This is a genomic window from Franzmannia qiaohouensis (assembly GCF_031451695.1).
Taxonomy (GTDB): domain Bacteria; phylum Pseudomonadota; class Gammaproteobacteria; order Pseudomonadales; family Halomonadaceae; genus Franzmannia; species Franzmannia qiaohouensis.
In genome coordinates, this window is sequence record NZ_JARWAM010000003.1 from 66,856 (window position 1) to 91,327 (window position 24,472).

The 24,472-nt window shown below is 66.6% G+C and carries 20 protein-coding genes; 14 read left to right on the top strand and 6 right to left on the bottom strand.

The features are described from left to right. From QC821_RS04510 to QC821_RS04560, 11 genes are all read left to right on the top strand, one after another. The gene (locus QC821_RS04510; RefSeq protein ID WP_309717589.1) at window positions 1-828 is read left to right on the top strand and encodes an ABC transporter ATP-binding protein; all 828 of its coding nucleotides are present in this window, start codon (window positions 1-3) and stop codon (window positions 826-828) included. Continuing rightward, entirely contained in the window at window positions 825-1,763 is a 939-nt protein-coding gene (locus tag QC821_RS04515; protein WP_309717594.1) for a sucrase ferredoxin, read from the top strand. Before QC821_RS04510 ends, QC821_RS04515 begins: the two co-directional genes overlap by 4 nt. Window positions 1,764-1,782: 19 nt before the next feature. Continuing rightward, window positions 1,783-2,679 (top strand): ABC transporter substrate-binding protein, encoded by an 897-nt coding sequence (locus QC821_RS04520; RefSeq protein WP_309717597.1) that lies wholly within the window; start codon window positions 1,783-1,785, stop codon window positions 2,677-2,679. Between the two features lie 205 nt (window positions 2,680-2,884). After that, window positions 2,885-4,981 carry a TonB-dependent receptor gene (locus tag QC821_RS04525; RefSeq protein WP_309717600.1) on the top strand — a complete coding sequence of 699 codons (2,097 nt, stop codon included), beginning with the start codon at window positions 2,885-2,887 and terminating at the stop codon, window positions 4,979-4,981. A gap of 167 nt (window positions 4,982-5,148) precedes the next feature. Further along, window positions 5,149-6,075 carry an MFS transporter gene (locus tag QC821_RS04530; protein WP_309717602.1) on the top strand — a complete coding sequence of 309 codons (927 nt, stop codon included), beginning with the start codon at window positions 5,149-5,151 and terminating at the stop codon, window positions 6,073-6,075. Beyond that, a complete protein-coding gene (locus QC821_RS04535; protein WP_309717605.1) occupies window positions 6,012-6,341 on the top strand; it encodes a hypothetical protein in 330 nt (109 codons plus the stop codon). Before QC821_RS04530 ends, QC821_RS04535 begins: the two co-directional genes overlap by 64 nt. A gap of 95 nt (window positions 6,342-6,436) precedes the next feature. After that, window positions 6,437-8,188, top strand: coding sequence for an IucA/IucC family protein (locus tag QC821_RS04540; RefSeq protein WP_309717608.1), 1,752 nt, complete (start codon window positions 6,437-6,439; stop codon window positions 8,186-8,188). Further along, a complete protein-coding gene (locus tag QC821_RS04545; RefSeq protein ID WP_309717611.1) occupies window positions 8,185-9,090 on the top strand; it encodes a GNAT family N-acetyltransferase in 906 nt (301 codons plus the stop codon). The genes QC821_RS04540 and QC821_RS04545 overlap by 4 nt, the downstream gene beginning before the upstream one ends. Next, a complete protein-coding gene (locus QC821_RS04550) occupies window positions 9,090-9,284 on the top strand; it encodes a hypothetical protein (RefSeq protein ID WP_309717612.1) in 195 nt (64 codons plus the stop codon). Before QC821_RS04545 ends, QC821_RS04550 begins: the two co-directional genes overlap by 1 nt. Window positions 9,285-9,302: 18 nt before the next feature. Next, the gene (locus QC821_RS04555; RefSeq protein WP_309717615.1) at window positions 9,303-10,901 is read left to right on the top strand and encodes an IucA/IucC family protein; all 1,599 of its coding nucleotides are present in this window, start codon (window positions 9,303-9,305) and stop codon (window positions 10,899-10,901) included. Next, a complete protein-coding gene (locus QC821_RS04560; protein ID WP_309717619.1) occupies window positions 10,894-12,201 on the top strand; it encodes a lysine N(6)-hydroxylase/L-ornithine N(5)-oxygenase family protein in 1,308 nt (435 codons plus the stop codon). Before QC821_RS04555 ends, QC821_RS04560 begins: the two co-directional genes overlap by 8 nt. A 91-nt stretch (window positions 12,202-12,292) precedes the next feature. On the opposite strand, the gene fhuB is transcribed toward QC821_RS04560, so the two are convergent. Beyond that, entirely contained in the window at window positions 12,293-14,293 is a 2,001-nt protein-coding gene (fhuB, locus tag QC821_RS04565; RefSeq protein ID WP_309717621.1) for a Fe(3+)-hydroxamate ABC transporter permease FhuB, read from the bottom strand. Window positions 14,294-14,483: 190 nt separating this feature from the next. Between fhuB and QC821_RS04570 the strand changes: the two genes are divergently transcribed. From QC821_RS04570 to QC821_RS04580, 3 genes are all read left to right on the top strand, one after another. Next, complete coding sequence (locus QC821_RS04570) at window positions 14,484-15,410, top strand: siderophore-interacting protein (protein ID WP_309717624.1); 927 nt, start codon at window positions 14,484-14,486, stop codon at window positions 15,408-15,410. 137 nt (window positions 15,411-15,547) lie between these two features. After that, entirely contained in the window at window positions 15,548-15,952 is a 405-nt protein-coding gene (locus QC821_RS04575; RefSeq protein ID WP_309717627.1) for a hypothetical protein, read from the top strand. 112 nt (window positions 15,953-16,064) lie between these two features. Beyond that, on the top strand, window positions 16,065-16,832 hold the full coding sequence (locus QC821_RS04580; RefSeq protein WP_309717630.1) for an ABC transporter ATP-binding protein: 768 nt from the start codon (window positions 16,065-16,067) through the stop codon (window positions 16,830-16,832). Window positions 16,833-16,878: 46 nt separating this feature from the next. Here the strand turns inward: QC821_RS04580 and QC821_RS04585 are convergent, their stop codons facing one another. The 5 genes from QC821_RS04585 to QC821_RS04605 form a co-directional block, all read right to left on the bottom strand. Beyond that, window positions 16,879-18,909: a TonB-dependent siderophore receptor gene (locus tag QC821_RS04585; RefSeq protein WP_309717633.1), complete on the bottom strand. Its 2,031-nt coding sequence runs from the start codon at window positions 18,907-18,909 to the stop codon at window positions 16,879-16,881. A 164-nt stretch (window positions 18,910-19,073) separates the two neighbouring features. Next, entirely contained in the window at window positions 19,074-19,940 is an 867-nt protein-coding gene (gene purU, locus QC821_RS04590) for a formyltetrahydrofolate deformylase (RefSeq protein ID WP_309717636.1), read from the bottom strand. 217 nt (window positions 19,941-20,157) lie between these two features. Further along, window positions 20,158-20,811, bottom strand: a complete 654-nt coding sequence (locus QC821_RS04595) for a sarcosine oxidase subunit gamma (RefSeq protein ID WP_309717638.1) — start codon at window positions 20,809-20,811, stop codon at window positions 20,158-20,160. Further along, a complete protein-coding gene (locus tag QC821_RS04600) occupies window positions 20,804-23,848 on the bottom strand; it encodes a sarcosine oxidase subunit alpha family protein (protein ID WP_309717642.1) in 3,045 nt (1,014 codons plus the stop codon). The genes QC821_RS04595 and QC821_RS04600 overlap by 8 nt, the downstream gene beginning before the upstream one ends. Beyond that, window positions 23,845-24,186 carry a sarcosine oxidase subunit delta gene (locus QC821_RS04605; RefSeq protein WP_076746608.1) on the bottom strand — a complete coding sequence of 114 codons (342 nt, stop codon included), beginning with the start codon at window positions 24,184-24,186 and terminating at the stop codon, window positions 23,845-23,847. The genes QC821_RS04600 and QC821_RS04605 overlap by 4 nt, the downstream gene beginning before the upstream one ends. Between the last annotated feature and the right edge of the window lie 286 nt (window positions 24,187-24,472).

Below are 24,472 nucleotides of genomic sequence, written 5' to 3' on the forward strand. Positions count from 1 at the left end.
ATGCCCACCCACCGCCTGTGCAGCGAAGGCCTAACCGCCGGCTACGAGGACCGCCGCGTCCTCGAGAACGTCGATTTCCGTGTTGCCGAAGGGCGTCTCACGGTGCTGCTGGGCCCCAACGGCAGCGGCAAGTCCACGCTGCTCAAGACCCTGGCCCGTACGCTGACGCCCCACAGAGGCCGTGTGTTGCTCGACGGCCAGGAGATACACCGTTACCGCACCCGCGATGTCGCCCACCGCCTGGGCATCCTGCCCCAGAGCCCCACGGCACCGGAGGGCATGACGGTACGCGAGCTGGTCGGCATGGGACGTTTTCCCCATCAGCGGCTGTGGCGGCAATGGTCGAGGCAGGACGAAGCGGCGGTAGCGGAAGCCATGGCGGTGGCACGGGTCGCAGACCTTGCCGAGCGCTCGGTGGACGCCCTTTCCGGCGGCCAGCGCCAACGCTGCTGGATCGCCATGGTGCTGGCCCAGAACACCGATCTCATCCTGCTCGACGAGCCGACCACCTTTCTCGACCTCAAGGTTCAGGTCGATCTGCTGGAGCTGCTGGTACGGCTGGCCCACGAACGTGGCCGTACCCTGCTGGTGGTGCTGCACGATCTCAACCTGGCCGCCGCCCATGCCGACGTGCTGGTGATGATGCGCAACGGTCGCATCGAACATAGCGGCCCCCCGGAGTCGGTCTTTACCGCGGCAAACCTGAAGCGTGTCTTCGACCTCGAGGCCGAGGTGATCAATGCCCCCAGTACCGGCCGACCGGTCTGCATCCCAGCCTTGGGCAGTGCCGTCTCTCCCGTCAAACGCAAGGAGGAGCTTTCTGCATGAGCACCACCCAGCATTTCTGTGCGCGGGAGAGCCTTGCGCTAGGGGACCCACTGGCGGGCAGTGCCGCACACGCCGAGCGCAACCTGCTGCTCAGCTGGCCGCGCCCTAAATGGCAGCGCAGCCTGCGCCAGGCCAGCGACATGTGTGGCGAAGTGTCGGCAAAACTCGAGGCCATTGCCGAGGCGGGGCGGCGGGTCAACCTGATTCATCGGCGTGACCAACCCAGTGCACGTCACTGCCTCTACCTGATGCCGGAGAATCGCCGTTTCGAAGTGACACGCGACGAACTGTCGGCTTTCCTGGCCGCGCTGGAGCGGAACGAGCCGCTCGCGCACTGGGAGGTCTCCCCGCCCGACGGGGCGCTGCTGCTGTGCTGCACCCATGGCAAGAAGGACAAGTGTTGCGCCAAGTTTGGCTATGCCGCCTACAAGGCCCTGAACACAGCAGTAGCGGAGAGTGGCCTGCCGTTCGAGGTATGGGAGAGCACCCACCTGGGCGGCTGCCGCTTGGCAGCCAGTGCCGTGGTTTTTCCCGCCCTGCGCAAGTACGGCCGCATCGGCAACGAAGACGCACTGCTGCTACTCGAAAGCGAGATGGCGGACCGCCCCTACCTGCCCTGCTACCGCGGCGATTCCCGGCTCAGCCCGGTGCAGCAGTGCGCCCAGGTCGCGGCACTGGAGTGGCTGGCCTCACGAAGCATTCATGCTGACGTGTCGGTGGCCCAACCAAGCAATGAGCAGGCATCGAACCAAGGATGGATAACGATAGATTGGCGTTGCGCAAGCGACACGGGGCGACTCACAGTGCGCTGCGAGTCCAGGACGATCCAGCGCTACGACACCTGTGCCGACCTTGCCGCGGGCTCGTCCTCAGCGAGCCAAGTGTGGATGGCCACCCAGGTCATGGTCACCGGAAGTGGCGTACTGCACTCTTGACCCCTATCCGAGTCACTTCATGCCCGTAATGCTTCCTGGATCTCGCTACTCGTCCCCCTCTCGGCGCCTGGCCGGGATACTCGGCTGGCTATGGCTGGCAGCCACCCCGGCCGTGGCCAGTAGTGGTGCAGGCCTGGCCACGCTCGACTGGACCCTGGCCGAGACCCTGGTGGCCCTTGAGGCGCCGCCCCGCGGCGTGGCCCAGGTCGGCGCCTATCACGAGTGGGTCGGCGCGCCCCGCCTAACCAACCAGGTAATCGACCTGGGCCTGCGCTCCCAGCCCAATACCGAGCTGCTGGCGCATCTAGCCCCCGCGCATATCGCCATCTCGCCGATGTTCGCCAACCTGACCCCGCGCTTGAGCAAAATCGGGCAGGTCGCCACCTTCAGCCTCTACACAGGGAAACAGGAGGCCTGGGATGAGGCGGTGGCCCTGACACACGCACTTGGAGAGGTAACCGGGCGCCCCGCTGCTGCCGAATCGCTGGTCGAGGAGACCGCAGCGCATATTGAGTCGCTGCGCCAAGGGTTGCCCCAGGGCATCCCCCCACTATTGATCATCCAGTTCATGGACGACCGGCACGTGCGCGTCTTTGGCGAGCACTCGCTATACCAGGCGGTACTGGAACGGCTTGAACTGGAGAATGCTTGGCAGGAGCAGACCAACGCCTGGGGCTTCAGTCTCGTCGGCCTCGAGCGCCTGATCACCCTCGATGCTCAGCTGGTGGTGATAGAGCCCTACCCGACCGGCATCGCAGAGAAGCTCCCCCGTAGTGCGCTATGGCAGCACCTGCCCAGCGTCCGCGACGGCACCTGGCTTACCCTGCCGCCGGCGTGGAGCTTCGGCGCCCTGCCCTCGGCCCGCCGTTTCGCCGAGCTTCTGGCAGCCGCCCTGGCTGTCGCCCCCGAGGCCTGAGGCTATGCTGATTCTCTTGTAACGCCGACCGACCGTCGCATCGAGCCTATGCCGGCACTGGCACCCCACCGCATCACGATCGGCGGAATGTAATCCTTCCCGCTCCCATTAATACGAATGAGTATCATTGATATTATATTTAGCAATGCTATGCTTGCCTACTCCCAGCAATAACCATTCACATCTTCCAGGCAAGGGAACCCCCATGAAGAAGCGAGTGACCCTCGGTATTGCCATGGTCGCCGGCTCGGCGACCATGATCCTTCACGCTCAGGAACCGCAGGACACCATGGTCGTGGTGGGGTCACGCACCCCCACCCAGATCAGCCAGATACCCGGTGCGGCATGGATGCTCGAGAAGGAGGAGCTGCAGCAGCAGATTGAAGCCGGCGCCGATCTCAAGACCGCTCTGGGCAGGCTCGTCCCTGGGCTCGACATGGCGCCCGAGGGGCGCACCAACTATGGCCAGAACCTGCGCGGACGCAGCGTGCAGGTGCTGATCGACGGCGTGTCGATGAACAGCTCCCGGGGCCTGTCCCGCCAGTTCGACGCCATCGATCCCTTCAACATCGAGCGCATCGAGGTGCTCTCGGGTGCCAGCAGCCTCTATGGCGGCGGCGCCACCGGCGGCATCATCAACATCATCACCCGCAAGGGCCGGGCCGGCGGCCCGGACTGGCGCACCGAGGCCGGCATCACCACTGGCTTCAATGACAGCGACGACCTCGACAAGCGCATCGCGCAGTCGGTCAGCGGCGGCAACGAGCGGGTTCAGGCTTACCTGGGCACCGCCTTCCAGGACAACGGCCGCCAGTTCGACGGCCGCGGCGACGAGATCTTCCCCGATATCGCCCAGACCGACCTGCAGGACAACCGCAGCATCGACCTGCTCGGCAACCTGACCTTCAGCCTGGATGACAATCAGACCCTGGAACTTAGCGCCCAGCTCTACCGGTCGGGCTACGAGGGCGACCGTGGTGTCTACTTCCCGCACCTCGCCGCCGACAGTCCCAGCCTGGAGGATGCCCAGATCCGCGACGGCTATCGCTCCGACCGCGACCCGGCCACCGACCGCAAGATGCTCAACCTGCAGTACCATCACAGCGACCTGCTGGGCCAGAACTTCTACCTGCAGGCCTTCCATCGCCAGGAAGAGGCCAGCTTCCAGGCCTTCCCCTACCCCGTCAGCGGAGGCTCCGAATTCCGCGCCTCCCAACAAAATACCGACCTCAGTGGCCTCAAGGCGCTGTTCGACGCTCGCTTGACCGACCGAGTCGACCTTACCTATGGCCTGGATCTCGACCGCGAGAGCTTCGATGCCAGCCAGATGACCTTCGACAAGGCCGTGTCCGACGCGACCGGCGGCCTGGTACAGGAGCAGGCCAGCATCGCACCGCGCTATCCCGGTTACCGAGTCGATAGCCTCGCCGCCTTCGCCCAGGCGAACTGGCAGGCGACCGACGCCCTCAAGCTCTCGGCCGGCGTCCGTCGCCAGCACTCCGACGTCGAGGTCGACGACTTCAACGGCATCCCCGGCGGCGAGAACGACTACGACGCCACCCTGCTCAACGCCAGCGTGCTCTACGACTACGGTAACGGCCATCAGAACTGGCTGCGCTACAGCCAGGGGTTCGAGCTCCCCGACCCGGCCAAGTACTATGGTCGGCCGGGCATCAGCGTCGACGAGAACCCGCTCTCTGCCATCGAGACCGACCAGGTCGAGCTCGGCTGGCGCTACCGGGGCGGGGACTGGGTGGCCCAGGCAGCGGCCTACTACTCCTGGTCCGACAAGGCGCTGGAGGTTAACAGCGGAGACCTCAGCGTCGACGTGATCGACGACAGGAAGCGCGACTACGGCCTCGAGGGCGCCCTGACCCGCTACTTCGACAGTGGCTTCGAAGCCGGCGGCACCCTGCACCTGGTGCGCTCCGAGCAGGAGAACGACGCGGGCAAGTGGGAGAAGCGCGACGCCCGCGACTCTTCGCTCTCCTCGGCCACCGCCTTCATCGGCTGGTCGGATCGGGTTCATTCAGCGCGCCTGCAGGCCAACCACACCTTCGATCTAAAGGATGACGCCGATCGCGAGATCGACGGCAATACCACCCTGGACCTGGCGCTCAGCCGGCAGACCGACGTCGGCAGGTTCAGCCTCGGCGTGCAGAACCTGCTCGACGAGAGCTACTCCACCGTCTGGGGCCAGCGCGCGGCGATGTTCTATTCGCCCTACTACGGCCCGGAGTACCTCTACGACTACCAGGGCCGCGGGCGTACCTACAGCCTGACCTGGTCGATGGACTACTGATCCCCGCCTTCATCGCGATGCCACGCGTTCGCCTAACGCCCACCCTCGTGGTGGGCGTTTTTTGTGCCCGCCCCCCCTCTCTCTTTCACATGCCGAAACATTTCCCACCTTGACGGCAGCCTCTTAAATACTAACAATTCTCAATTGTATTTACTAAGGAGCCGGCCATGCCTCTTCCTCCCCTGTGGCGAATCAGCGCCTGCGCGGCGCTGCTCGGCCTCGGCCAGAACGGCCTGCTGGTCGCACTGCCGGTGCTGGTGGAAGGCTTCGGCCTGTCACTCTCGCAGTGGGCCGGATTGATCTTGCTGGGATCGATGCTGTTCCTGCTGGGCAGCCCCTTCTGGGGGCGGGTCGCCGACCGCCACGGCGCACGAGGCGTGGTGATCCAGGCCCTGCTGGGCTACGTGATCAGTTTCGCCCTGATCGGCCTTGCCCTGTGGGGAGCGGCTCGTGGCTGGCTGAGCGACGGTGCCCTGCTGGTCGTGGTGGCCCTGGCACGGGTGCTATATGGCCTGACTGTCTCGGGCATGGTGCCGGCCTGCCAGCAGTGGTCGCTGGCCCTGCATGGCGGAGAAGAGCGGGTCAAGGCGCTGGCCGCCATCAGCGCCGGGCTCAGCAGCGGTCGGCTGCTGGGGCCACTAGTCGCTGCCGCCAGCCTGAGCCTCTCCGCCCATGCTCCCTTCATGGTGATGCTGCTGTGCGGCGCGCTGGCCCTGCTGCTGCTCCAGGGGGTACCGGCCCCCCGCGTCCCGCCATCCGCCGGCCGGACCGTTCAACGGTCACCACGGGCCCTCGAGCTGCTGCCCTGCCTGGCCATCGCGCTGCTGCTGGCGATGTCAGTATCGCTGATGCAGCTGGGCCTGCCCGGGGCCCTCCAGGGCCGGCTCGCCATCGATGCCACCCGGGCCGGCCACCTGATGGGGATCCTGCTGTCGCTCGGCGCCCTGGGCGCACTGGCCACGCAACTGGGGATCACGCGCCACTACCGGCTGTCGGGTTACGCCCTGCTGGCCCTGGGGCGCTGGGGCTGGTGGCCGGCTACGGCCTGCTGGCGACGACCGCCGGCCTGGCCGGGTTCGGCCTGGGCGTGGTGATCGCCAGCGTCGGCGCCGCCCTGGCCGTACCCGGCTATACCGACGCCGCCACGCGTCACCAGGCCCCAGGCGCCAGTGCCGGCCTGCTGGCCATGGCCCATACCCTGGGCTACGGCGCCGCGACGCTGGCGGTGAGCCTGGTCGCCGCCTCCCGGTTGCTGCCGCTGTCCCTCGCCGCCGCTTGCATCCTGTTGCTGCTCGTCCCCATGACCCGGGGCCGCTTCCAGGCCACGCCAGCAACCTCAAGCGTCACCACCCACGACTGAATCAGGCCCGCATGCCGGGCCAGGAGGAACCCAACCGACTCACAAAGTTAAGAATTCTCATTAGCTTTATTATTACCAACAAGGAGGTTGCCGCCATGGCAATAGCTAGCGATGCTCCCCACCTGCCCGAGGTCGACCCGGCCGCGTGCTGCTTCTTCAATGCCCTGCTGCGCGAGACTCGCGGTTGGCGGCTCGACAATACGGCTCATGGAGAGATAGCCCGCCTGCCCGTCGACGACGGCGAACTGCAGCTGCGACTGCGCCACCGCAGCGCCAGCGGTGAATGCCGCTTCCAGTGGCCCATCCTGTGGCACAAGGAGGGCGCTCCCAGAGCGGTCGACTTCGCCACCGCCTTGGAACGCATCCTGGCGACGCCGGCCCTGGTGGGCACACTCGATGCCGACACCCGTGACGCCTTCCGCGAGCGTGTGCTGGAGAGCCGGGCCAATACCCAGGCCAGCCTCGACGACCGGGAGGATCTCGCCCACCTGCAATGCGGCCCGCTGACCTTCGCCGAGGCGGAGCAGGGCCTGCTGGCCGGCCACGCCTTCCATCCGGCCCCCAAGTCCCGCGCCCCGTTCAGCGAAGCCGAGGCCCGCGCCTACTGCCCCGAGCACCGCGCCCGCTTCGGACTCGCCTGGTGGGCGGTGGCTCCGGAGCTCGCGGCCGGCGACTCCAGTCGCGGCACCAGCGCCACCGGCCTCGCCCTGGACCTGCTGCCTGCGAACCTCGCTGCACGTCTGCCGGCCGGCTTCACCGCCCTGCCCATGCACCCCTGGCAGGCACGGCAGCTGCGCCGCCTGCCCTGGGTCCAGGCCCAGGAGCGGCGCGGCGGGCTGCAGTGGCTGGGCAGCAGCGCCGCGAAGTGGTGGCCGACCTCATCGCACCGCTCGCTCTACACGCCCCGGGCCCCCTGGATGGTCAAGGGCTCGCTGTCGGCACGCCTGACCAACTCGCTGCGCCTGCTCAGCGTCAAGGAGGTCCGGCGCGGCCTGCACCTGGACCGCTGGATGCGGGAACTCGACGTCACCCGGCGATTTCCCGGCTTCGCCGTGATGCAGGAGCCGGCCTGGCTGGGCTGGCGCGATGCCGCCGGCGACATCGATCCCGCCAGCCTGGTGGTGCTGCGCGAGAACCTGCTGCTCGGTGCGGAAGATGCCGAGGCGGTGGTACTGGCCACCCTGACACAGCAGCCTCTCGGCCCCGGCCACCAGACCCTGCTCGCGTCGCGCCTACGTGCCAGGGCCCAGGGCCTGGGCGAGCCGCTGCCCCGGGTGGCGCGTGTCTGGTTCGCCGCCTTCTGCGAGCGCGTGCTGACGCCCCTGTTCGGCCTGGCCGTGGAGGACGGCATCGTGCTGCTGGCCCATCAGCAGAACATCGTGCTGCGGCTCGACGATGGCTGGCCGGTGGGCATGTTCTACCGCGACTGCCAGGGCAGCGGCGTGGGTGACCGCTTCCTCGAACGGCATCCGCAGCTCGAGCGTCCGCCGGAGAACCACTGGCCGCGAGCCACCCTGCATCGCTATTTCCTCTACTACCTGCTGATCAACTCCACCTTCGCCGTCACCAGCGCCCTGGCGGCCGACGGCCTGATCGACGAAGCCACCCTGCTGTTCGACCTGCGCGCTCACCTCGAGGGATTGCGCGAACGACTCGACGGTGACCTCGACTGCCTGGACCACGCCCTGCTTGCCACCCGGCTGGAGGCCAAAGGCAACTTCTTCTGCTACCTGAGCGGCATCAACGAAGCCACCCTCGCCGAGCCGGCGCGCCTCTACCTGCCGCTGGACAACCCCCTGACGGCCGCTGCCGCCACCACCAACCGCCACCAAGGAGTCCCGGCATGAGCATCACCCTGGACGCCCGGCCGCGTGCCGATATCGCCCTCGCCCCGCTGCAGGACGAAGCGGCCCGACTGGACCGCGACGAGACGACGGGCTCGCTGATCGAGCGCATCGATGCCGTCTTCGCCCACCATCCCGGCCTGGCACTGCTGGCCCTGGAGCCGGCCGACTGGCAGGACCATGCTGATTGGCCTCGACTGATCGAGGCGCTCGGCGGCGGCCGCATCCTGCGCGGCGACTTCTACCAGCAACCCTGGCACTGGCTGCGGCATCCGCCCGCCCGACCTGAGCAGACCCCCTTCGAGGTCGCGAGCGGGCACCCCAGGCGTCCCGCCAAGCCGAGCGGTCTCGTCTATCGGCGCGCCGATCCACGCCTCGGGCGCACCTTCTCGCTGCGCCTGATCGAGCCCGAACGCGACCTCGAGCGCTTCGTGCACTGGATGCACCTGCCGCGGGTCGCCGAGTTCTGGGAACAGGCCTGGCCCGCGGACGAGCTCGCCGACTTCGTCGCGCAGCGCCTTGCCGATCCGCACACCCTGCCGCTGATCGGTGAGTTCGACGGCCGCCCCTTCGGCTACTTCGAGCTCTACTGGGCCGCCGAGGACCGCCTCGCCCCCTACTACCCCTGGGCCTCCTTCGACCGCGGCCTGCACCTGCTGGTGGGCGAAGAGGACGTCCGCGGGGCGCATTTCGTTGATGCCTGGCTGGGCGGGCTGTCCCACTATGCCTATCTCGCCGAGTCGCGCACCCGTCGCCTGGTGCTGGAGCCGCGCCACGACAACCGCCGCCTGTTCCGCCACCTCGAGCGGCTGGGCCTGTCGCGGCTGCGCGACTTCGACTTCCCCCACAAGCGCGCCAGCCTGGTGATGGGGCAGCGCGAGCGCTTCTTCCGGGAGGTGCTGTGATGGAACCGCTCGACACCTGCCTGGCGCCCTACTGGGAGGCGTCCAATCGCGACCTGATCGCCAAGATGATCGGCGAGCTGGCCTATGAACAGGTCATCGCCCTGACGCGCGACGGCGACGGCCATCGGCTCGACCTGGGCGAGGCCGGGGCCTGGCGCTTCCGGGCCAGCGTCAACCTCTGGCGGCAACCCTAGGTCGACCCCGCGAGCCTGTTGCCCCCCGCCGACGCCTCCCTCGAGGCCGCCGATTTCCTCCTCGCCCTGGCGCCGGCGCTCGGCATGAACGACACCCAGGTCGCCGAACACCTGGAAGACCTGTTCGCCACCCTGCGCGCCGACTGCCGGCTGCGCGAGGCCCGCCGAGGACTGGGCGCCGATGCGGCCATCCGGCTGCCCGAACCGCAGCGCCAGCGTCTGCTCGACGGCCATCCCAAGTTCCTGTTCAACAAGGGACGCCGCGGCTGGGGGCTGGAGGCCCTGGCGCGCTTCGCCCCGGAACACGGCAACGCCTTCCGCCTCGGCTGGGTGGCCATCGCCGCCGATGCCCTGGCATGCGGCGGCGGCCCCATCGACGCCGCTCCCCTGCTCGACTCGGCGCTGGACGAGAACGAGAAGGCCCGCCTGCACCGGGCGCTGGCCGAGCGGGTGGTGGACCCCGGCGCCTATCGGCTGCTGCCGGTCCACCCCTGGCAGTGGCAGCAGTGGCTCGGCCCCCTGCACGTCGCCGACATCGCCCATCGTCGCCTGGTCCATCTCGGCGAATTCGGCGATGCCTACGTGCCGCAGCAGTCGCTGCGCACCCTGACCAACGTCAGCCGGCCGTCGGCCTACGACATCAAGCTGCCGTTGACCATCATGAACACCTCCTGCTACCGCGGCATTCCCGGGCGCTTCCTGCTCGCCGGCCCCGCCGCCTCGGCCTGGCTGAAGGCCCGGGCAGGCGACGACGAGGAGTTCGCCCGCGTGCACCTGGAGGTCCTCGCCGAACCCGCGGGGGCCGTACTGCCCCATGCCCAGTATGGCCGCCTGCCGCAGTCGCCCTATCGCTACCGCGAGCTGTTCGGGGTGATCTGGCGCGAGGCCCTGGCACCGCGCCTGGCGGCCAACGAGCAGGCATTGCTGATGGCCGAGCTGATGCAGGTCGACGAGGATGGGCGGCCCTGGCTCGCCGCCTACCTCGCGGCCGCCGGCGCCCACGACACCCACAGGGCGCAGGCCTGGCTCACGCGGATGTTCGAGGTCACCCTGGTGCCTCTCTGGCACCTGATGTGCCGCTACGGCGTGTCACTGATCGCCCACGGCCAGAATCTGACCCTGATCCTGCGCGACGGCTTGCCCCATCGCCTGGCCCTCAAGGACTTCCAGGGCGACCTGAGGCTGGTCGACGAGGACTTCCCGGAGGCCCACGGCCTGCCCGCCGAGCTCAAGGACGTCACGGTGCGCCTGCCGCCGGAAAAGCTGATTCATGACCTGCAGACCGGCCACTTCGTCACCACCCTGCGCTTCATCGCCCCCCTGGCCGAGGCCTGCGGGATCTCGGAGGCGCGCTTCTATCGCCTGTGTGGCGACGTGCTCGCGGCCTACCGTGCTCGGCATCCCGAGCTGGCCGGGCGCTTCGCCCGCTTCGAGCTGTTCGCCCCGCGCATCCTGCGCCTGACCCTCAACCGCGCCAAGTTCCTGCACGCCACCGATGCCGCTGCCGAGCGCATGCTCGCGGAGATGGAACTGCGCGTCGACAACCCGCTGCACTTCGTCCGACAGCCGGCCGTCACCGCCGGCACAGCCACGACACAGGAGGTGTCCGATGTCTGATGCAGATATTCTCGACCTGGCCGGCCTTGGGGCCGGGCCCTTCAACCTGAGCATCGCCGCGCTGGCCGACTCGCACATGCCACGGCTCGCCACGCGCTTCTTCGAGCGCCGACACGACCCGGTCTGGCACCCGGGGCTGATGCTCCCCGACACCCACCTGCAGACCGGTTTCCTCAAGGACCTGGTTACCGCCGTGGCCCCGGACAGCCGCCACTCCTTCCTCAGCTACCTGGTCGAGCACCATCGTTTCTACCGCTTCCTCAACGCCGAGCTGGGCACCGTCAGCCGTGCCGAATTCTCCGACTATCTGGGCTGGGCCGCCCGGCGCCTGGACAACGTCGCCCTCGGCGAGGCGGTGCGGGAGGTCCAGCTCGACGGCCGCGGCTTCCGGCTGCGCACCGACGACGGCGACTACCGCGCCCGCCACCTCAGCCTGGGCACCGGCAAGCGCCCCTGGCTGCCGGACTTCGCCGAGGCGCTGCGTGGCCCCCACTGCCTGCACGCCGCTGAGATCGCCAGGACCCGGCGTGACTTCGGCGGGCGACGGGTGGTGGTGGTCGGCGGCGGCCAGAGCGGCGCCGACATCTTCCTCAATGCCCTGCGCGGGCACTGGGGCCAGCCGCGGGAGCTGCACTGGGTCTCGCGGCGGCGCAACTTCGAACCCCTCGACGAGACCGCCTTCACCAACGAGTACTTCACGCCCGACTACACCCGCCGCTTCCACGGCCTGCCCCGTGAGGTCCGCGAGCGTGAAGTGGCGGCCCAGAAGCTGGCCAGCGACGGCATCACTCCCGCCGCCCTGCAGTCGCTCTACCGCGAGCTCTACCACCGGTTCGACGTGCTCGGCGAGCCCCGCTGGGCACGGCTCTTTCCACACCGCGAGGCCACCGCCCTGGACCGCAACGGCCTCGGCTTCACCCTGACCACCGAACATGGGCTCACCGGCGGCCGGGAACGCTTCAACGCCGACGTCGTGGTCTTCGCCACCGGCTTCTGTTCGCACCTTCCTGACTGCCTGGGAGACCTGACGCCGCGCCTGGAACGCAATGCTCATGGCGAGCTGGTGCTGGGCCCCCACTTCGAAGCGAGCTGGGACGGGCCCTCGGCACACCGCATCTATGCGGTCAACGCCGGCCGCCACAGCCACGGCATCGCCGAGCCGCAGCTGTCGCTGATGGCCTGGCGCTCGGCGACCATCCTCAATCATGTCGCCGGCCACCAGGCCTTCGACCTGCGCGAAGACGATGGCCCCATCGACTGGCAGCCCACAGCCGAGCAGCGCTGGGTCCAGGCCATCTGACCCCTGCCCCCGCTGGGCGATACGCCCTCGTGGCCCCTTGTCGCGGCCTGCTGCTCCTTGAGCAGGCAGGTCGCGACGCTGGAGCGGCCTCTCACAGCCTCCGCAGCCCCCACATGAAATAGGCGCCGCCGATCAGCGAGGCGACCAGCCCAGCCGGCATGTCATAGGGAAAGATCACCTGGCGACCCAGCCAGTCGGCCAGCACCATCAGCAGCATGCCCACTAGCGCCGCACCCAACAGGTGATGGTGGGCGCGCGACAGCCCCAGCAGCCTAGCCATATGCGGCGCCAGCAGCCCGACGAAGGAGAACGGCCCCACCACCAAGGTGGCGCAGGCCGTGAGCAGGGCCACCAGCAGCAGCAGCACCAGGCGCGCACGACTGAGGGCAATGCCCAGCGCCAGCGTGGTGGGCGAGCCTAGCGGCAGGATGTCCAACCAGCGGGTCAGCGGTAGCGTGCACAGCGTCAGCAGTGCGGCCAGCGTTCCCACCACCAGGGCACTGGTGAGATCGACGTAATAGGTGGAGCCCGCCAGCCAGGCGATCACCTGCTGCCCGCGCGGATCGCCACCCGCCAGCATCACGCTGCGCACCGCATCGAATAGTGCCGTGACCGCCACCCCGGTGAGCAGCAGCCGCTCGGGCACGAAACCGCTGCGGCGATTGAGCACAACCAGTATCAGCAAGGTGGCAAGGGCGCCCAGGGTACCGACGCCCACCAGCATGCCGCTGGTCGGCGCCGGCAGCAGGAAGATCCCCAGGATTAAGGCGATGGCACAGCCGCCGCTAATCCCCAACACCTCGGGGCTGGCCATGGGATTGGCGGAGAGGCGCTGCAGCAGCGTGCCGGCCACGGCCAGCATCAAGCCACTGGCTGCCGCCGCCACCACCCGTGGCAGCCGCCACTGCATGACGTTCCAGTTGTCCGGTGACAGCCAGTACCAGCCATTCACCCCCTGCCCCAACAGCAACCCCAGCCCCGCCGCCAACAGCAGCCCAATGGCCAGGCGAGTGGCCAGGCACCCCGGGGCGGGATGACGGTTGGCCAGCACGGCAGCCGGCTGGGGGGCACGGTTACCCTGCAGCTTCAGGCGCGGGATCAGCCACATCAATAGCGGCGCCCCCAGGGCACCGGTCACCGCGCCGGTAGGAATCAGCATCGGCACCAGGCCGGTGAAGTTCTGTAGCAGCAGATCCGTGGTGGCCAGCAGCACGGCGCCCAGCAGGGTGCCCCACAGCAGGCGCTCGCCGAGGCGACGCGCCCCGGCCATGCGCACGATATTGGGCGCCGCCAGGCCGATGAAGCCGATGATCCCCACCACGCTGACAATGCTGCCGGTGATGAACACCGCCAGCCCCATACCGGCAAAGCGCAGATAGGTGAGCGATACGCCCAGGCTCTTGGCGCTGGCGTCGTCCAGTTCCAGTACCGCCAGCGGACGCAGCAGGAACCAGGCCGCCACGCAGCTGATGGCCATCCGTGGCCAGAGGATCGCCACGCCATCCCAGCCGTTTTGGGCCAGCGATCCGGCCCCCCAGATCAGCAGCCCCGACAGTGCCTCGTGGTTGAACAGCAGCAGCGCCGTGGCCAGTGCCCCCAGGTAGAGGTTGACCACCAGTCCCGCAAGCACCACCACGATCGGCGCCAACCCCCGCCGCCAGGCCAACAAGAACACCAGCCCCACCGCCAGACCACCGCCAGCCAGCGCCACCCACTCGCGGCCAACGGCCAACAGTCCCGGCGCCAGCAGGGTCGCCGTCATCAGCACCAGGTTGGCCCCCGAGGCCACACCCAGCGTAGTAGGCGACGCCAGCGGGTTGCGCAGTACCTGCTGCATCAGCACCCCGGCCAGCGCCAGGCCCCCGCCGGCCAGCAGGGCGATGGAGAGCCTCGGCCACCACGCATAGTGCAGCAGCAGTTGATCGACATCCTCGAACGAGGGTGACAACAGCGCCTGCATACCCAGCGCCATGCCGCCCTGGGCCTCCAAGCCAAGCCAGAAAAGCACCACCAGCGGCAGGCTCAGCAGCCAGCAGGTCAGCGCTGGCGTGCCTCCGCGCTTTTTCTGCCCCATTGCCGTCGCACCTAGCATGCCAAGTTGTCCTGTCTAACCGCCGCGCACGGGGCAGTGCGCAGTGCCGTCATCCACGGGGTTACTCGCAAAGCCATCTTCAAAGGCATTTTCTTAGCCTTTCCTGAACGTTAGGGTTGAATGACAGGAAGTAATTCTAAATGATATACATTTGCACTACAATTGGCGTTTTCCCCTGGAGTCACACACCATGGCGGCACAGCAGCGTTACCGACTCTTCGACATCACGCTTGCCCGGCGCACCCAAATCAGTCCGTCTTTGGTCAGATTCACTTTCTGCGGTCCGCAGGTCGCGCGGATGGCGACCTATGCACCAGATCAGCGCATCAAGCTGTTCTTCACCCAAGGAGAAGGCAGCCTCGAGGCCTTGTTCGATATCGCCAAGCGGGAAGAGCAAGACTGGTACAGCGCCTACCGCGCCCTGCCGGATGCACAGCGCCCCGCAATGCGCACCTACACCATCCGCGCTTTACGTCCTGAGCGTTCCGAGGTCGATGTGGAGTTCGTGCTTCACGGCGACAATGGCCCCGCCTCGCGCTGGGCGATGCACGCCCGCCCAGGTGACCGACTGGCGATGACGGCCCCGGCAGCCAACGCAGAGGGCCCAACGCTTGGCTATGAGTGGAAGCCGCCGCGGGGTGTGCGCCGCATTCTTATCATCGCCGACGAAACCGCGCTGCCCGCGGCGGCGGGTATTCTGGAAACCCTCGATGTCCTGCCATTTACCCCCGAGGTCGAAGCGCTAATCGAAGTCCCATGCAGCGACGATGTTCAGCCGCTCCCCCAGGCAGCCAAGCTGCGCTGGCTGACCCGCGATACCGAGCCGGCCTGCCACCATGGCGAGCTGCTGTTACAGGCGGTACGTGACGTTGACTTGCGCCACGAGGTTCTCGCGCTGGGGGGTGGCCCATCGCCTGCCAGCGATGACAGGGATGACGATGACGCGCCGCTATGGGAGCCTGCCACCCTTGATGACAACGCGCCCTTCTACGCCTGGATCGCCGCTGAAACCAAGGTCGCCATGCAGCTGCGGCGCTACTTGCTCAACGAGTGCGGCCTGCCCAAACAGTACGTGACCAGCATGGGCTACTGGCGGCTGGGCAAGGCCAACGGCTAAGGGAACATCGACACAACAGATAGCCCCCTCCATGGGTTTTTCTACTGTGGCTGACTGCCTTCTGCCAGGTATTTGACATACCCGCCCACGCCATACAAAATGCAAATCAATCTCATTGGGATTATTCATGGTGCCCTATGAACACGGAACGCTCCCAGCTTTACTACACATGCGTTTTTCTGCACGTCTCCTTCCAGGCGATCCAGAACTCGGTGGCTACCTCCCCCAGAAGAGACGACACACCCTGCTGGCTGGATGCGCAAACGCTGCGCATGCTCCTCAATGAGCTGCAGCGTTGCCGCCAGGAGGCTGCGCCCTTCAAGGCGGTCAGCCAGCCGCTGGACACCGCGATCTACCACTGCGGCCTGCTGATGGCGCAATGCCCCGCCGCCCTCAACCGCCAGCTCTGCCAACACCATCTCGCAGCCGTTATGGCGCCGCTCAAGGAAGCCACGGCGCAGCTCTCGGGCAGCGCCAGCCGCACTTCTGACAGTCATGTGCCATCACCCAGCCAGCGCTTGCGCAGCTGGCTGGGAGGCTAGAGGCCGCTAGAACGCGGTCTTGGCAAGCTCTTCGGCGACGCACTCACGGCAAATAAAAGCAACGATCCTTGTCTGCCCCATGAGGATCGACTTCCCGCTCGAGGAAACCAGCATGTTCGAGATCAAGGGCGCTACCTTCGAGGTCAACGGTACCTGTCTGCTCCATCCCGTGGAGCACCGTTTCGAGGAGGGCAAGATCTACGCGTTGATCGGCCATAACGGTTCGGGAAAATCGACGTTGATCAAGCTGCTCGCCCAGCAGCAGACCGTCAGTCGCGGCGAAATCCGGCTCGACAAACGCCCCCTGAACGACTGGGGCCAGCGCGAGTTCGCCCGCCGGGTGGCCTATCTGCCCCAGCACCTGCCCAGCGCCGAGAATCTTATCGGGCGCGAGCTGATCAGCTTCGGGCGCTATCCCTGGCATGGGCTGCTGGGCCGCCACACCCAAGAGGACAAGGCCGCCGTCGAGCGCGCCATCGAGCTCAGCCATACCGAGGACTTCGCCGACCGACTGGTGGACACCCTCTCAGGCGGCGAGCGCCAGCGCGTGTGGCTGGCCATGCTGCTGGCCCAGGAGAGCCGCTTCCTGCTGCTCGACGAACCGCTGGCCGCGCTGGATATCTCCCATCAGATGGAAGTGCTGGCACTGATCCGCAAGCTGTGCGACGAGCTGAAGCTGTGCGTGATCATCGTGCTGCACGACATCAACATGGCCTCACGCTACTGCGACGAACTGCTCGCCCTGCACAGCGGCCGAGTACTGGCCCACGGCTCCCCCGAGGAGATGATGACCGACGCCACCCTGGAAGCGATCTACGGCCTGCCGATGCAGGTGATGCCACATCCCAACGGGGAGCATCGCATCGCCGTGGCCTGCTAGGCAGGATGCTTGGCCAGGGACGGCCAAGATCCTGTCTTTTTCGTGCCTACCAGCGATAGCGCAGGCTGCCGATGACGCTGCGCGACTCGCCGTAGTAGCACCAGAAATCGCAACTGGCGACATACGTTTCGTCAGTGATGTTGTTGACGTTGAGTTGGGCGGTCCAGTTGCGGTTGAAGTCGTAACTCGCCATGGCATCTCCCACCGTGTAGTCGGCCACGGTGATATCGCCATCCACTGTCTCACCTGCATGACGAACCCCCACCCCGACACTCAAGCCATCCAGCGCCGTCCCCTGGAAGTCATAGTTCAGCCAGGCAGAGGCCATATGACGCGGGATGAGTGCCGCCCGATTGTCGTCGGCATCACGCGCATCGGTGTAGGTATAGGCCGCTGTCAGCCTGAGAGCGTCCGTGAGATAGCCCACCCCCTCGAGTTCGAATCCACGTGAGGTTCGCTCGCCCTCCTGCGTCTGATAACCACCGGGAGCCGAGGCAAAGGAGTTCGACTCCTTGATATCGAAGATCGCCGCTGTCACATAGCCGTCCCAATTGAACGGCGCGTACTTGACGCCCAGCTCCCACTGTTCACCTTCGATTTCCTCGAAGATGGCACCGTCGGGGGTGGTCTGCGCTGCCGGGCGGAAGGATTCCGTATAGCTGATATAGGGATTCAGGCCGTTATCGCCAAGGTACATGACGCCACCGGACCAGGAGGTCGCGGACTGGGTTTCATCCACCGTGTTGTTATCGAGTTCGGACTCGTTGCGTACATCGGCACTGTCGTGGCGAACGGCGCCAAGCAGTACCCAGCGATCGTCGATACGCAACTGGTTCTGTGCATATAGCCCCAGCTGCTCCTTGTCGATCTTGCGGCGGGCCAGCTGATCGCTGGGTACTGGGGCAATGCCACCCTGAGGGTTGAAGATATCGACACTGTCGTAGAAGTAGTTGTCGAATTCCCTGCCATCCAGTGTCAGGTCCTGGTAGTCCACCCCGAGTAATAGCGTGTTTTCCGTGCGGTCGCTATACCATTTGCCGACCATGCGGTTGTCGACGGTGATGCTATCGATCTCGCCATCGCGCTGCAGATGACCGCGAAATGCCGTCTGGCCATCACCGGTTCCCATCATCATATAGGTACTGCGCAGATCCAGATCGAGATGGCTGTAGCGGAAATTCTGCTCGAATCTCCACGTGTCGTTGAAGGCATGCTCGAACTCGTATCCAACCGCCGTCTGGGTACGCTCGTCCTTGTCGTAACCGGGGGCTCCATAGTTGGTCTGAGGATCCACCCTGCCAAACGGCGTATCCTGAACCGTGCCATAGGCCAGCTTGAAGGGATTGACGGGAATCCCGTCATCCTTCTGGACGCTGGCAAGCACGGTCAATCGCGTGTCATCGGTGATATCCCATTCAAGACTGGGCGCAAAGTAGTAGCGCTCATTCTCGGTATCATTCAGGTCTCCGTCACGTTCCTTGTATAGACCGACGAAGCGATAGCGCACATCGCCGCCTGCGGTAAGTGGGCCCGAGGTATCGATACCCACCTGACGATGATGCCTGTTGCCTGCCTGGATGTTGATCTCGCCTCGCGGCTCGTCGGTTGGCCGCTTGCTGACCGCATTGATCAGGCCACCGGACGGCGCCTCGCCGTAGAGAATCGACGAGGGCCCTTTGAAGAGTTCGACACGATCTAGCCCATAGGGCTCTGGCAACCATTGATAAAATCCCTCGCGGTAAATCCGCAGGCCGTCCTGATAGGTTGCTTGATCGAAGCCGCGGACCTTGAACCAGTCGGTATTGTTATCCGAGCCGTAGTGGCCTGCCAAAACGCCGGAGCGGTAGCGGAAGGTCTCGTCGAGCTGCTGCACGTTGCGCTCTTCGAGCTCATCACGCTCGACAATGGAGACCGGACGCGGCGTCTCGACCAGCGGTGTCGCCACCTTCAAGGCGGTTCCCGTCACCACCATGGTGTCTTGGGTCTCGATATCGTCTTGCGCCTGGAGGCCCAGAGAAGTGGCGGCGAAGAGGCCGGAAAGCGACAACGTAGCGGCGCGCCGAATCGCCACGCTCATGGGCGCTGGCGTAGGGCAAGCAGGGCTATGGGACATGGGAGCGTCTCGATCAGGGAGCGGGATGTCGCCGGCGGGGACACCGGCCAAGCTAAATTATAAGAATTATCATTTAGCTTATCAATAACATCCGGCGCCCACGTACGCGGCCGCCCCCTGCAGAGCCACTATCGCGCGAATACCACCGTACGCTTGTCGTTCAGAAACACCCGGCGCTCGAGGTGGTAGGCCACCGCCCGGGCCAGGGTCAGGCACTCGATGTCGCGGCCCTTGGCGACCAGGTCCTCAGGGGTGTCGGCGTGGGTCACCGGCTCCACCCCCTGAGTGATGATCGGCCCCTCGTCGAGGTCGTCGTTGATGTAGTGGGCGGTGGCACCGACCAGCTTGACGCCCTTGGCATGGGCCTGGTGGTATGGCTTGGCGCCCTTGAAGCCGGGCAGTAGCGAGTGGTGGATATTGATCGCCTTGCCCGCCAGTTTCTCGCTCATCTCGCTGGAGAGCACCTGCATGTAGCGCGCCAGGATCACCAGCTCGGCGCCGCTCTCCTCGATCACCTGCCACACCTGGGCTTCCTGCTCGGGCTTGGTCTCCGGGGTGATCGGGAAGTGGTGGTAGGGCAGCCCGTGCCAGGCGGCCAGCGGCTCGAGGTCCGGGTGGTTGGAGACCACCGCGCGGATCTCGATCGGCAGCTGGCCGGTGCGATAGCGATAGAGCAGGTCGTTGAGGCAGTGGTCGGCCTTGGAGACCATGATAACCACCGGGGTAAGCTGGCCCGGCGCGGTCAGCTCGAAGGTCATGCCGAACTCGGCGGCGCGGGCGGCGAAAGCCGCCTGGAAGGCGTCGGCGTCGAGCGCCCCGCCCTCGGGGTGAAAGGCGGTGCGAATGAAGAAGCGCTGGCTGAGGCGATCATCGAAGGACTGCTGCTCGGTGATGTAGCAGCGCCACTCCTTGAGCAGGCGGGTGACCACGTCCACGGTGCCCAGCCGGCTGGGGCACTGGGCGGCGAGAATCCAGGTATCTGAAGAGTGATTCATTGAGGCTCCTAATGGCATCCCTGCCGTCGACGGTTTGTAAATAGCAACGCTCAGGTCTGATCCGTCGACAGGCCTGCGAGGAGGCGCTGTAAATCGTCCCTGAGCGCTACCTACGCCATCCATGGCGTAGAACCTCCTCTTCGGCCTGTCCCCGGCGTCCTTCGCTTAGAGACAACTGTGATCACCCTGGACCATCCAGGCGTTGGCGTTGTGTAACCTACCGCTCCACACCTATTGCATACTCCTCGCCGGCATCCAGCAACCAGCGGTAGCAGTAGTCGGCGAAGCTTCTACGCACCACCAGCTCCCAGCGGGTCTCGCCGCTGCGGCGCACGATGACGGTGGCCTTGGCGAACACCGTGTTGACCCCCTTGCCCACCGCGAAGTGGCTCGGGTCGACGTCGTAGACCACCGACTTCATCAGCAGCTCGGGCACCGCCTCGCCCTCCAGCGTCAGCAGCGTCTGGCCACCGCTGACGTCGACGATGGCGAAACTGGCATCGGCGAGGCGCTCGCGCAGCCGCCGCTCCACCGTAAAGGCCTCGCCGCCGGGGACGATCAGCAGCCACTCATCCGGCGACAGCCACTGGATCGAGCGCTCACCGCTGGCGTCCCAGCTCAGGGTATTGGGGCGGCCCGGCAAGCCGATATCCAGCACCTCGCGCAGCGCCTCGTCGAGGACGATGGCCCCGCCGCGCAGGATCAGGTGGCCAAGGAAGGCCTGCTCGCGCAGAACCACCCGGCTGGCGGCGCTGGGGGCCGGTGCGCCGCTGCGCTGCAGGGAATAGGCCAGCGGCGACTCGACTGCCACGCTGGCGTGGTCGGCGCGGGAATCAAACAGGTTCACTCGGCTCAGCGCTGAATCAGACATGCTGACGCTCTCCCTTGGGATCGATGAAGATCGTGCTGGTGATCTCGGCTTCATGGACGCTGCCGTCGGCCATCGGCAGGTAGACGCTCTCGCCCATGCGCTGCTGGCCGCCCTTGACCACCGCCAGCGCAAAGCCGCTGTCGAGGGTCGGGCTGTAGTAGCTCGAGGTGACGTGACCGACCATCGGCATGGGGATGGCGTGGTTGGGATCGAAGACGATCTGCGCGCCCTCCTCCAGCACCACCTTGGGGTCCTTGGGCCGCAGGCCGACCAGCTGCTTGCGGTCGCTACGGGCGGTATCGCTGCGCGTCAGCGCGCGCTTGCCGATCCACGAGAACGGCTTGTCGTAGCCTACGCACCACTGCATGCCGAGGTCTTCCGGGGTCACCGAGCCGTCGGTGTCCTGGCCGACGATGATGAAGCCCTTCTCGGCGCGCAGCACGTGCATGGTCTCGGTGCCGTAGGGCGTCAGGTCGTACTTCTTGCCGTGCTCGAACAGCGCCTTCCAGACGTGCATGGCGTAGTGGGCCTGGACGTTGATCTCGAAGGTCAGCTCGCCGGTGAAGGAGATGCGGAACACCCGCGCCGGCACTCCGGCTACCGTGCCTTCGCGCCAGTCCATGAACTTGAAGCTGTCGCGCTCCAGGTCGATATCGGTGAGCTCGGCGAGCAGCGCCCGCGACTTGGGCCCGGTCACGGTCATGGTCGCCCAGTGGTCGGTCACCGAAGTAAAGGTGACGTCGAGCTCCGGCCACTCGGTCTGGTGCCACAGCTCCAGCCACTCGAGGATCGCCGCGGCGCCGCCGGTGGTGGTGGTCATCACGAAGTGATTGTCGGCCAGGCAGCTGGTCACGCCGTCGTCGGTGACCATGCCGTCGTCCTTGCACATCAGGCCGTAGCGGCACTTGCCGACCGCCAGCTTCTCCCACTTGTTCGTATAGATACGCGCCAGGAACTCACGGGCGTCGGGGCCCTGAATATCGATCTTGCCCAGCGTCGAGGCGTCGAGGATACCCACCCCTTCGCGCACCGCCCGGCACTCGCGGGCCACCGCCTCGTGCATGCTCTCCTGCTTGACGCCCTGCTTGCGCGGATAGTACCAGGGCCGCTTCCACTGGCCGACGTCCTCGAACTCGGCGCCATTCTCAACGTGCCACTGGTGCAGCGCGGTATAGCGCTCGGGGTCGAACAGTTCGCCGCAGTGGCGACCGACGATGGCGCCGAAGGTCACCGGCGTGTAGTTGGGCCGGAACACCGTGGTGCCCACTTCAGGGATGGTGCGCTCGAGGCAGCGCGCGGCGATGGCCATGCCGTTGATATTGCCGAGCTTGCCCTGGTCGGTGCCGAAGCCCATGGCGGTGTAGCGCTTGACGTGCTCGATGGACTCGAAGCCTTCGCGAGTAGCGAGCTCGATGGCCGCGGCGGTGACGTCGTTCTGCAGGTCGACGAACTGCTTGGGGGCGCGCAGCGTCGGTTTCTCATGGGGCACCTGGTAGAGCGCGCAGGCCGGCGATTCGTTGAGCGCCTGGCAAGCCGGCAGCGCTACCTCGGCGGCCTCGCCGCCGGTCGCCGCGGCGGCCCGCGAGCCTACCGCCACGCCATCGGCCAACACCTCGCCCAGGGCGTAGATGCCGTGGGCCGCGCCGCTGGCGAGTACGCCGTCGACCAGGGTCGGCACGAACCCGAGAATGCCGTCATTCCAGGTCGGCCGCGCGCCGGTGTGGGAAGCGAGGTGGATCACCGGGCTGTAGCCGCCGGAGCTGGCCACGCAGTCGCAGGCCAGGGTCTCGACCGGGCCGGCAACGCGAAAGCCGTCGATATCGATCCTGGCGACCCGCGCCGCCGAGACGCGGTTGGCGCCCTTGGCCTCGATCACTGCGCTGGCGGTGATCACCCGAATGCCGCGCTCGCGGGCCTGGTTGATCAGGTCACCGTCAGGCGCCTCACGGGCATCGACGATGGCCACCACCTCGCGCCCTGCGTCGTGCCAGTCGAGAGCCGCGCGGTAGGCGTAGTCGTTGCTGACGGAGAGCACCAGCTTGTTGCCCGGCACCACGCCGTAGCGGCGGATATAGCTAGAGACGGCGCCCGCCACCAGGTTGCCCGGCACGTCGTTGCCGGCATACACCAGCGGCCGCTCGTGGGCGCCGGTGGCCAGGATCACCTGACCGGCACGCACCCGATGCATCCGCGCCCGGCTCTGGCGTGCGCCCTGGGCAGTGCGCGGCGCGCTGTCGGCGAGGTGCTCGGTGCGCCGCTCGTGGAGGGTGACGAAGTTGTGGTCGTGATAACCGTTGGCGGTGGTGCGCGGCAGCAGGGTCACGTTGGCCAGCCCGCGCAGCGCGTCGAGGGTCTCGGCGACCCACTGCGCTGCCGGCTTGCCGTCGAGGGTCTCGCGGCTATCGAGCAGCGAGCCGCCCATCTCTTCCTGCTCGTCGGCGAGAATCACCCGCACGCCGCTGCGCGCCGCGGCCAGGGCGGCAGCGAGGCCCGCCGGGCCTGCACCGATCACCAGCACCTCGCAGTGGCGATTGAAGTGATCGTAGATATCCGGGTCGGCCTCGGCGGGGCTGCGCCCCAGCCCGGCGCTCTTGCGGATGTACTTTTCGTAGGTCATCCACATCGAGGCCGGGGCCATGAAGGTCTTGTAGTAGAAGCCCGGCGGCATCAGCTTGCCGCCGACCTTGCCGACCAGCCCCATGAGGTCCTTCTGCACGCTGGGCCAGCCGTTGGTGCTACGCGCCACCAGGCCGTCGTAGAGCGCCTGCTGGGTGGCGCGCACGTTGGGCACTTGGGCGCCCTCGCTGGCACCCAACTGGACCACGGCATTGGGCTCTTCGGCGCCGGCGGCGACGATGCCCCGTGGCCGCGAATACTTGAAGCTGCGGTTGACGATGTCGACGCCATTGGCGAGCAGCGCCGAGGCCAGGGTATCGCCGTGATAGCCCTGGTAGGTCTGGCCGTTGAAGGTGAAACCGAGTGGCCGGCTGCGGTCGATGCGCCCGCCCTGGGCGAGGCGCTGTACTTGCTGGTTCATGCGCGGACTCCTTGGCGGACATCAGCAGTGGAGGCGGCCGCTTCGCTGGCCGAAGGCTCAGCGGTGACGCTGGGCTGCTCGCCGATCTTGTAGGTCTCGAGGATCGCGTAGCTCACGGTGTGCCGGGTGACGTTGAAGAACTTGCGACAGCCGACGGCGTGCACCCACATTTCGTGGTGGATGCCGCGCGGGTTGTCACGGAAAAACAGGTAGTCGCCCCACTCTTCATCAGAGCAGGCCTCGGGTTCGGCGGGGCGCACGATGTGGGCCTGGCCCTTGGGGTGGAACTCCTCTTCTTCACGGAGCTCCTCGCAGTGGGGGCAGTAGATCTGAAACATGGTGGTTCTCCTGAAGCCGCGCATCAACGCTGCGCCGCATCTGTCATTGTCTTCTGGCTCGAGCCCGCCACCTCGCGAAGGGATGCGCGAACACGCCGTCAATCCATCCCTGAGGACTCGCAGGGCTATCGCAAATTGCAGCACCGCTCGGAACTGTTCCGTCGACAGGCCTGCGAGGAGGCGCTGTGAACCCATCCCTGGGCGCTACCTTGCGCCATCCATGGCGCAAACCTCCTCTTCGGCCTGTCCCCGGCGTTCCTCGCTCAGAGGACAACTGCGATCGTGC

Coding starts and splice junctions, on each gene's coding strand:
- QC821_RS04530 (WP_309717602.1), top strand. CDS start 5,149: ATGCCTCTTCCTCCCCTGTGGCGAATCAGCGCCTGCGCGGCGCTGCTC.
- purU (WP_309717636.1), bottom strand. CDS start 19,940: ATGAATCACTCTTCAGATACCTGGATTCTCGCCGCCCAGTGCCCCAGC.
- QC821_RS04520 (WP_309717597.1), top strand. CDS start 1,783: ATGCCCGTAATGCTTCCTGGATCTCGCTACTCGTCCCCCTCTCGGCGC.
- QC821_RS04515 (WP_309717594.1), top strand. CDS start 825: ATGAGCACCACCCAGCATTTCTGTGCGCGGGAGAGCCTTGCGCTAGGG.
- QC821_RS04545 (WP_309717611.1), top strand. CDS start 8,185: ATGAGCATCACCCTGGACGCCCGGCCGCGTGCCGATATCGCCCTCGCC.
- fhuB (WP_309717621.1), bottom strand. CDS start 14,293: ATGCTAGGTGCGACGGCAATGGGGCAGAAAAAGCGCGGAGGCACGCCA.
- QC821_RS04575 (WP_309717627.1), top strand. CDS start 15,548: ATGAACACGGAACGCTCCCAGCTTTACTACACATGCGTTTTTCTGCAC.
- QC821_RS04600 (WP_309717642.1), bottom strand. CDS start 23,848: ATGAACCAGCAAGTACAGCGCCTCGCCCAGGGCGGGCGCATCGACCGC.
- QC821_RS04550 (WP_309717612.1), top strand. CDS start 9,090: ATGGAACCGCTCGACACCTGCCTGGCGCCCTACTGGGAGGCGTCCAAT.
- QC821_RS04540 (WP_309717608.1), top strand. CDS start 6,437: ATGGCAATAGCTAGCGATGCTCCCCACCTGCCCGAGGTCGACCCGGCC.
- QC821_RS04510 (WP_309717589.1), top strand. CDS start 1: ATGCCCACCCACCGCCTGTGCAGCGAAGGCCTAACCGCCGGCTACGAG.
- QC821_RS04560 (WP_309717619.1), top strand. CDS start 10,894: ATGTCTGATGCAGATATTCTCGACCTGGCCGGCCTTGGGGCCGGGCCC.
- QC821_RS04525 (WP_309717600.1), top strand. CDS start 2,885: ATGAAGAAGCGAGTGACCCTCGGTATTGCCATGGTCGCCGGCTCGGCG.
- QC821_RS04580 (WP_309717630.1), top strand. CDS start 16,065: ATGTTCGAGATCAAGGGCGCTACCTTCGAGGTCAACGGTACCTGTCTG.
- QC821_RS04595 (WP_309717638.1), bottom strand. CDS start 20,811: ATGTCTGATTCAGCGCTGAGCCGAGTGAACCTGTTTGATTCCCGCGCC.
- QC821_RS04585 (WP_309717633.1), bottom strand. CDS start 18,909: ATGAGCGTGGCGATTCGGCGCGCCGCTACGTTGTCGCTTTCCGGCCTC.
- QC821_RS04605 (WP_076746608.1), bottom strand. CDS start 24,186: ATGTTTCAGATCTACTGCCCCCACTGCGAGGAGCTCCGTGAAGAAGAG.
- QC821_RS04570 (WP_309717624.1), top strand. CDS start 14,484: ATGGCGGCACAGCAGCGTTACCGACTCTTCGACATCACGCTTGCCCGG.